Below are 6,172 nucleotides of genomic sequence, written 5' to 3' on the forward strand. Positions count from 1 at the left end.
AGTCCTATGAATATATCTTTTTTGATAGATGTCTTATATTCTGGATAGCATGAAAACAATAGCTATCAGCATTCTTGGTACCAGTAAGGACCGGCGCGGTAAGGGCGACAAGCGCTGGGACAAGTGGCGACCCAATATTTCCATGTGCCAGCACGATGACCTGTTGATCGATCGGCTGGAACTTCTGTTCGACAACCACGCTCAGGGCCTGGCAAATCAGGTTACCGAAGATATAGCGCGGGTCTCCCCGGAAACAGAGGTGGTCCACCACCGGGTGAACTTCCGCGACCCCTGGGATTTTGAAAGCGTCTATAGCAACTTACTGGATTTCGCCCGCGCCTATACCTTCGAGCCCGAATACGAGCAGTACCTGGTGCATATCACCACTGGCACCCATGTGACTCAAATCTGCCTGTACCTCCTCACGGAAGCCGGCTATTTTCCCGGGCGTTTGTTGCAGACTGCGCCGGCGCGCAATAACAGTAATCTGCCCGGGCAATACCAGGTGATCGACCTGGATTTATCCAAGTACGACCAGATCGCCTCCCGTTTCCAAAAGGAGCACCGGGAGGGCACCAGCTATCTGAAAGGTGGAATCGAGACCAAGAACCCGGCTTTTAACCGCATGATCGAACAGGTGGAGCAAGTGTCCATCCGTTCCGATGCGCCCATCCTGATCACCGGCCCCACCGGAGCGGGCAAGTCCCAGCTGGCGCGGCGAATCTTTGAGCTGCGCAAACAGCGCGGGCAGCTGGAGGGCGGTCTGGTGGCGGTTAACTGCGCTACGCTGCGGGGTGAAAATGCCATGTCGGCCCTGTTTGGCCATCGCAAGGGTGCCTTTACCGGCGCCACCACCCAGCGCCCCGGTTTGCTGATGGAAGCCGATAAAGGCTTACTGTTTCTCGATGAGATCGGCGAACTGGGGTTGGATGAGCAGGCGATGTTACTCCGTGCACTGGAGCACAAGTGCTTTATGCCTTTTGGCGCAGACCGGGAAGTGACAAGTAACTTTCAGCTTATTGCCGGCACCAACCGGGACCTGGCCCAGCTCAGTTGCGAGGGGAAATTCCGTGCGGACCTGTTGGCACGTATCGACTTATGGACCTACCGGTTACCCTCCCTGCGCGAACGTATCGAAGACCTGGAGCCCAATATCGAGTTTGAGTTGGAGACCTTCGCAAGAAAATCCGGTTATGTTGTGTCCTTCAGCAAGGAGGCGCGGGCAGCTTACCTGCGCTTTGGTTGCTCGCCGGAAGCCACCTGGCCCGCCAATTTTCGCGATCTCAATGCCAGTATTGTCCGTATGGGCACCCTGGCTGACGGCGGTCGCATCACTACCGCCGTAGTGGAGGAGGAGATTCAGCGGCTGCGGCACAAGTGGCGGAGGCGCGATCAGTCCCCGGCGGATTTGCGGCAATGCATCGAGAGTTTGCTCGGTCCCGGGCGCTGCGAGACTATGGATTACTATGACCAGATCAAGCTCGCCGGTGTTATCCAGGTATGCCAGGCGTCCAACTCCATGGCGGAGGCCGGAAGAAAACTCTTCGGGGTGAGCCGGACTGCGAAGAAATCCAGTAACGACTCCCACCGGGTGCGTCAGTTATTGGAGAAATACGGGCTCAGGTTTGAACAGCTGTCAAAAGACAAAAACTGATAGCTGCGCGGGTCTGCGTCGACGTTCGCCCGGCGGTGGTACGTATTTGCAGCAGGTGAACCCGCCAACTTATTTAGCAGGGCAATATTGGGGAAGTTCTGGAATAACCAACTATGGTAGCGCTGGCGATTTTTATCCGCTATAGTTGCAGCGATTTTTTGGAGGAAGTTAGTGAGAAATTTACGTACGCATATAAATTCAGGTGTTGACACCGCCCCGGCCGGGCAGCGGTGGCACCTGATATGTGTGGAGATAAATCCGCGTTAACTGCCTTCTGCATTTCAGAAGGCTGCGAGCCTTCTGGAGTTGGTACTAAAAACCCCCGCAGGTTCGCCTCCGGGGGTTTTTGTTTGTTGAGGTCCGATAGCTCATCTGGTAAGAGCGCCTGCCTCATAAGGGGGGGGAAGCAGTTCGAGTCTGCTGCGGACCACCAATTTTTTAAGGATACTATGCCTACGAAAGTGCTTGAAACGGGACAAACCTGAGCGCATGAATCAGCGCCGCAACTGGCCCCGAGCCCAATTTTTCGAGATACCGGATACGGTGGGATAGCACTCGGGTTGCAAATAGTTAACCTGTTGAAAAATAAGAATTTTTTATAGAAGAAAGTGTTGTCAGATAAATTTTTGTGGTAACTTAAAAAGCAATTGACAGCAAGTGGTTGACTTGTTGGAGTAAAGTTAAAGTCGATATCGGCAGCGCGAGTTTTTAAGGTGACAGCAGTGTTTAACAGATATCAGCAATTATGCGGTAAGACCCGGGGCCTGGGGCTAAACTCCTGTACCTGTTTGCTGCCCAATCGTTTTATACATTGGCCATTTAATCCTGGGAAAGGGATCAGGATTCAGAATGGTTTTCACATAGAAGTGTAGCTTGGCCTGTCCGGTCGGCTATACGCCAACCGGATAAGATCGCAAAAAACGATTGAACCCGGTTGGCTCCCCGCCATCCGGGTTTTTTGTTGGCGGGCTAAAAGTGCGCTGGCACTGACACCCAGCTGTTTTTTTACAATTTGGTCGCTTTTTTAGTATGGGGCAGTGGCCTGTTATGCCCGGTTCGCGTAGAGGCTTTTCGCATCTACCCGTCGAGCAGGATACCGCGGGTTCGAATCCCGCACCGGGCACTATTTTAGAGTGCAGCGTAGGAGGTTGGCCGATCGGCGCTAGGCACCGGACTTTTAATCCGGCACAGGCGGGTTCGATTCCCGTGCCTCCTACAGTGTGATTTAAATTACGTCGGTAGCTCAATTGGCAGGGCAGCGGTTTCCAAAACCGCAGGTTGCAGGTTTGAGGCCTGCCCGACGTGTCAATTTTGGCGAGTAGCAGAGTGGTAATGCGCCCGGCTGTTAACCGGGAGATCGGCGGTTCGATCCCGTCCTCGCCAGCCAGTTTTGTGGTGACCTTGGCCGAATGGTTAGGCGCGGGATTGTGGCTCCCGTATACATCGGTTCAATTCCGGTAGGTCACCCCATATTTTCTTTTGATCTCGTGGCCAAACGGCAAGGCACCAGCGTGCGAAGCTGGGGATTTCAGGTTCAAGTCCTGCCGGGAGTACCAAGCAAAAATTGCATTAAGAATAATTGACAGGACCAAGGTGATGGAACAAGTACTCTACCTCGACGCCGCTGGAATGCCACAGTCGTGGATGCGGCTCGAAGAGGCTGCCCGCCTGTACGCCAAGGATCAGGTTTTGTGGGAACTGGGCACTCTCACTTCCGTACTGCGCGGTGGTACTCGCCGCTGTGGCGCCCGTTCGGAGTTGGCCGTTGCGTCAGTGATTGCCGGTCGCGGAATTCAAGGCCGCGGTTTCCGCAAAACACCGACACTCACCAACGCCAACCTCTTCGCAAGGGATCAGTATTTGTGCCTCTATTGTGGTGAAAAATTCCCAGCCAGGGCATTGACCCGCGATCATATCATCCCCACTTCGCGCGGGGGTGCGAACAGCTGGGAAAATACATGTGCAGCGTGCCGTCGGTGCAACAATGTAAAGGGTGCGCGAACACCGGAAGAAGCAAAGATGGAATTGCTGGCATTGCCCTTTACACCCAACAGGTTTGAGGCATTACTGTTGGAGGGTCGGAATATCATTGTGGACCAGATGGAGTATTTGCGTGCCGGTCTCAGTGACAATCGCAACTGGCTGGCCAGCTGACCCTTCCATCGCACTATGAAGTGTTGTCACAACAGGGCCCAAACAGCTGTGGCTACCTAGCAGGTTGTTTGGGCCCTGTCCAGATTCCGGTAGGCCAGTGCCTCTGCAATCTGCTCGGTGCCGATATTTTTCATATTGATGAGATCCGCCAGGGTGCGGGCGACTTTAAGCACCCGGTGGTAGCTGCGGGCAGACAGTCCCAGTTGCTCCAGCGAACGGCTTAGCAATGCCCGCTCTCTGGGCCCCAGTGGGCAGTACTTATCCAGTTCGGCGCCGGCCAGTTGGGCGTTGATTTTCCCCTGCCGTTCCAGTTGCCGTGTCCTTGCCCGCGCGACCCGCTCCCCTACGCTTGCGGAGGGCTCACCGGGTGGCGCCTGCTGCAATTCACTGGCGGGTAAGCTGGTGACTTCGGCATGCATGTCGATGCGGTCCAACAAGGGGCCTGAAAGCTTGCCGCGATAGCGCTGTATCTGATCCGGTGTGCAGCGGCAGCGGACTTCGCCCAAATATCCGCAGGGGCAGGGGTTCATGGCCGCCACCAGTTGGAAATCTGCGGGGAAGGTGACCTGGGCCCGCGCCCGGGAAATCCGTACTTCGCCACTCTCCAGCGGTTCCCGCAGTATCTCCAATGCGTGACGGGGAAACTCCGGTAATTCGTCCAGAAATAATACGCCCCGGTGGGCCAGGGAAATTTCTCCAGGTCGCGGGTCGCTGCCGCCACCAACCAGGGCGGCGGGTGAGGCACTGTGATGGGGCGCGCGAAAGGGCCGCTGGCGGAGCTCCGCCAGTCCCGCACTGGAATAGACCGCCGCGACTTCGGTCAGCTCGCGGCGGCGCAGGGGCGGCAGTATGCCCGGAAGACGGCTGGCGAGCATGGTTTTGCCGGTACCCGGCGGACCGAAAAACAACAGGTTGTGACCGCCCGCGGCGGCCACTTCAAGGGCGCGCCGGGCGCGCAACTGGCCCCGGACCTCGGCCAGGTCAGCACATTGGGGTACAGCTTGAGTGTCGCGCGCCGCCGCAGCGGGGAGGGCTTCGCGCCCATGTAGCTGTGCGCAAACCTGCAACAGGGATTGGGCGGTACGGCATTCACCTTCAGCGAGGGCGGCTTCCGCACCGGATTCCTCTGGGACGATCAGGGTTCGCCCGGTTTGGGCGCACGCAATGGCAGCGGGCAGTGCGCCGGGCACGGTGCGCAGAATACCGGTCAGGGCGAGTTCACCGATAAATTCGCATTCCTGTAGCTGTTCGCCGGGCACCTGCCCGGAGGCCGCGAGAATTCCGAGTGCTATGGCCAGGTCGTAGCGGCCACCCTCTTTGGGCAGGTCAGCCGGGGCCAGATTGACAATAATGCGGCGCTGGGGAAATTCGAACTGGCTGTTGACGATGGCGCTGCGCACCCGGTCGCGGCTCTCGCGTACTGCCGCTTCGGGCAGGCCGACGATATTAAAGGTGGGCAGGCCATTGGCGAGGTGGGTTTCCACGGTCACCAGTGGGGCGGAAACCCCGTGCTGTGCGCGGGCGTAGGTTATGGAGAGACTCAAAATGTCTTTCCCGAGTGTTGCCGGGCAGCGGCCCGTACCGGTTAGGTTTTGGGCGACGACTCCTGCCGCTGGTCGGCCAACGCCTGCTCAAGGGTTTTCAGCTCTTCTTCCATTCGCGTCAGCTTTTCCCGCGTTCGCTCCAGTATGGCCACCTGGGTGTCGAACTCCTGCTGTGATACCAGCGGCAATTTTCCCAGTGCCACGGAAAGTGCGTCGCGCAGGTCGCCGCTGACCACTGTGCCCTGCCGGCGCAATTCGTCGAGTAGTTGTTGCAATTTGTCTGTAGGCACTGGTGGATCCCGGGCAATAGAAACAGGGATGTCGCTGTGGGCGATGAGACGCTGTGATTGTAGCTCAGGGAGGCGGTGGCACAAAGAGATGCGGCCAGATTGGGGCGCGCCCGAGGCAATGCCGCACTCTATGGCCGCTCTGCAACGCGACTGCCTGAGGTGCCTGAACCCAGCGCTCCCCTTTTTGGGGCGGCAGTCGAATCCTTATCACGATTTTGGTGCGTTTGTCCCACCGTCACTTTTTCCCGTTGCCCCTCCTGTTGCCAAATCGAAATTCAACTTATTGATTTTCATCAACTTTGCGGAATTGGCATCAAGTCTGCAACTACACCAGTGCAGGCGGCTTTCAGCGACCGGGCATTGCCGGTTCACACGGAAAGAGCTTTTGCTAGGGCCTGTTAAGGAACCTCTGAAAAACTGCTCCAGTCTGGCATAATTTACCCCATTTCCAACATACACAGATTCAATCATGAGCCAACTGACCTTCGCCGAAGCCGAATACACTATCAAGAAACGCAAAACACGGCGCG

At 56.8% G+C, this 6,172-nt stretch carries 5 protein-coding genes and 7 tRNA genes; 9 read left to right on the forward strand and 3 right to left on the reverse strand.

The genetic code is table 11. The features are described from left to right. Positions 1-49 precede the first annotated feature (49 nt). From rtcR to AB1S50_RS15930, 9 genes are all read left to right on the forward strand, one after another. Positions 50-1,654, forward strand: coding sequence for an RNA repair transcriptional activator RtcR (rtcR, locus tag AB1S50_RS15890; RefSeq protein ID WP_367151963.1), 1,605 nt, complete (start codon positions 50-52; stop codon positions 1,652-1,654). Between the two features lie 357 nt (positions 1,655-2,011). Next, positions 2,012-2,087: transfer RNA gene (locus tag AB1S50_RS15895), tRNA-Met, on the forward strand. Between the two features lie 616 nt (positions 2,088-2,703). Continuing rightward, positions 2,704-2,777, forward strand: a tRNA-Asp gene (locus AB1S50_RS15900). 19 nt (positions 2,778-2,796) lie between these two features. Continuing rightward, positions 2,797-2,870, forward strand: a tRNA-Lys gene (locus tag AB1S50_RS15905). A gap of 16 nt (positions 2,871-2,886) precedes the next feature. Beyond that, a tRNA-Trp gene (locus AB1S50_RS15910) sits at positions 2,887-2,959 on the forward strand. A gap of 7 nt (positions 2,960-2,966) precedes the next feature. Continuing rightward, positions 2,967-3,041: transfer RNA gene (locus tag AB1S50_RS15915), tRNA-Asn, on the forward strand. A gap of 8 nt (positions 3,042-3,049) precedes the next feature. After that, positions 3,050-3,124: transfer RNA gene (locus AB1S50_RS15920), tRNA-His, on the forward strand. Between the two features lie 17 nt (positions 3,125-3,141). Then, a tRNA-Arg gene (locus tag AB1S50_RS15925) sits at positions 3,142-3,210 on the forward strand. Positions 3,211-3,250: 40 nt separating this feature from the next. After that, the gene (locus AB1S50_RS15930; protein WP_367151964.1) at positions 3,251-3,808 is read left to right on the forward strand and encodes an HNH endonuclease; all 558 of its coding nucleotides are present in this window, start codon (positions 3,251-3,253) and stop codon (positions 3,806-3,808) included. Positions 3,809-3,864: 56 nt separating this feature from the next. Here AB1S50_RS15930 and AB1S50_RS15935 read toward each other — a convergent pair whose 3' ends face one another. The 3 genes from AB1S50_RS15935 to AB1S50_RS15945 form a co-directional block, all read right to left on the reverse strand. Continuing rightward, a complete protein-coding gene (locus AB1S50_RS15935) occupies positions 3,865-5,352 on the reverse strand; it encodes a YifB family Mg chelatase-like AAA ATPase (RefSeq protein WP_367151965.1) in 1,488 nt (495 codons plus the stop codon). Between the two features lie 41 nt (positions 5,353-5,393). After that, complete coding sequence (locus AB1S50_RS15940) at positions 5,394-5,642, reverse strand: accessory factor UbiK family protein (RefSeq protein WP_367151966.1); 249 nt, start codon at positions 5,640-5,642, stop codon at positions 5,394-5,396. Positions 5,643-5,849: 207 nt separating this feature from the next. Continuing rightward, positions 5,850-6,172, reverse strand: a 323-nt coding sequence (locus AB1S50_RS15945; RefSeq protein ID WP_367151967.1) for a hypothetical protein, incomplete at its 5' end; no start/stop codon positions are given.

Source organism: Microbulbifer discodermiae, assembly GCF_040742695.1.
In the GTDB taxonomy this organism is placed as follows: Bacteria; Pseudomonadota; Gammaproteobacteria; order Pseudomonadales; family Cellvibrionaceae; genus Microbulbifer.